This is a genomic window from Neptuniibacter sp., assembly GCF_024231755.1.
Lineage (GTDB): Bacteria > Pseudomonadota > Gammaproteobacteria > Pseudomonadales > Balneatricaceae > Neptuniibacter.
The window spans coordinates 1-1,312 of sequence record NZ_JAAEQH010000306.1; the positions used below are offsets into that span (position 1 = coordinate 1).

Genomic DNA, 1,312 nt, shown 5'->3' on the forward strand with positions numbered 1-1,312 from the left:
CAGCTTCTTCTCGAGCTCAAAACCAAGCGCTATCAACCGCAACCGGTAAGGCGGGTCATTATCCCGAAAGACGGGGGCGGTGAGCGTCTATTGGGTATCCCAACAGTCAGGGATAGAGTCGTTCAACAATGCTTGAAAGACCTCCTAACCCCCATCTTCGAAGAACAGTTCCATCCATCCAGCTTTGGTTATAGACCGAAGCGGAGCTGTCACGATGCCATCAATAAAGCCACGATGTTCATCCGTCGATACGGACGACGACATGTGGTGGATATGGACTTGTCGAAGTGCTTCGATAAGCTGGACCATACGCTTATCATTAAGAGTATCAAAAGACGGGTTCGTGACGGCAGCGTGCTGAACTTAATCGCTCAGTTCTTACAAAGTGGGGTGATGGTAGATGGCCATTGGCAGCAAACAGAAACAGGCAGTCCGCAAGGCGGGGTGATAAGCCCGCTCATAGCGAACATCTATCTGGATGCGTTCGATAAGGAAATGAAACAGCGGGGGCACCGAATAGTGCGCTATGCTGATGATATCCTAATCTTGTGTTGCAGTCGTGCAGCGGCAGAAAATGCCAAAGCGCAAGCCACACAAATCTTAGAAGGAAAGCTTAAGCTAAGCGTAAACACGGAGAAAACACACATCACACACAGTGATGATGGTGTGAAGTTCCTCGGCGTTGAAATCAGGACGAAACGTACCCGCATACAACCGAAGAAGCTCACCGCGTTTAAGGCGAAGCTCAAGCAGATGACGAAACGCAATGGCGGAATGCCACTGCAATCAGTTATCAATGCACTAAACCCACTGCTAAGAGGGTTCAGTTATTACTTCAAGATAGCCAATGCGAGCAGGGTATTTAAGCAACTCGCGAGCTGGCTAAGACGGCGCTTGCGCAGCATCCAACTTAAGTTATGGAAGAAGGCGAGCCGCCTCCATCGCTGGCTACGACAGCATGGTTATAAAGGCAAGTTCGCTCACATCAACATGACGAGCTGGAGCAGTGCACGCAGTCCTTTAGCAAGCTACGCGATGCCAAACAGTTGGTTCGATGAACTTGGGCTAATGAACTTGGAGAATGTTGCAACGGGATATGTGTTTAGCAATTACGCTAAATAACTATGTACATGAGCCGTATACGAGGCCCGTATGTACGGTTCTGTGAGAGGGATGAGGCGGTGACGCCTCACCCTACTCGATGTATATTGAATACGTTATGTATTCCACTTTTTTGAGGAATGCACTCAATTAGTTAACAGCATTTTTTCACCGTATTTTCATCAGTTTAGTGCATGTTGAATATAACTGA

General features: G+C 48.1%; 1 protein-coding gene. It reads left to right on the forward strand.

The features are described 5' to 3' along the window. A partial coding sequence (gene ltrA / locus GY843_RS18085; protein WP_297311711.1) for a group II intron reverse transcriptase/maturase occupies positions 1-1,122 on the forward strand: 1,122 nt, incomplete at its 5' end. Between the last annotated feature and the right edge of the window lie 190 nt (positions 1,123-1,312).